This window comes from Mesorhizobium sp. M2E.F.Ca.ET.209.01.1.1 (assembly GCF_004010375.2).
In the GTDB taxonomy this organism is placed as follows: domain Bacteria; phylum Pseudomonadota; class Alphaproteobacteria; order Rhizobiales; family Rhizobiaceae; genus Mesorhizobium.
In genome coordinates this window covers 1-297 of sequence record NZ_SADP02001060.1, presented here as the reverse complement: position 1 = coordinate 297, position 297 = coordinate 1, and the positions used below count along the sequence as shown (strand labels likewise).

At 55.9% G+C, this 297-nt stretch carries 1 pseudogene; it reads right to left on the bottom strand.

What is annotated here, in order from left to right:
- Positions 1-297: pseudogene (locus EN852_RS41500) on the bottom strand (sulfotransferase); the annotation flags it as partial.

Genomic DNA, 297 nt, shown 5'->3' with positions numbered 1-297 from the left:
GACCTTGCGGCAAACAAGTCCGGCGTGAAGGTTTCAATCGTCAGGTCTACGAAACGACGATACTGGCCGATGTCGAATTTGTAACCTTCCGCTTGCTTCGCATTCATGAAGTGGCCGAAGGCTTCCGCATAGCGCTTGAGGTCGTTCTCCACTTTACCGGCGGCGTAGTTGAGACTCGCTTTGGCTTCCGGCTTAAGTCCCGGACTCTTCAGCTCGCGAAGGATCGACTGCAATTCGGGAGGCTCTTCAGCGAACTTTCGGGTTTGCACAAGGTCGTAGTAGGCGGTCGCCGCGTCG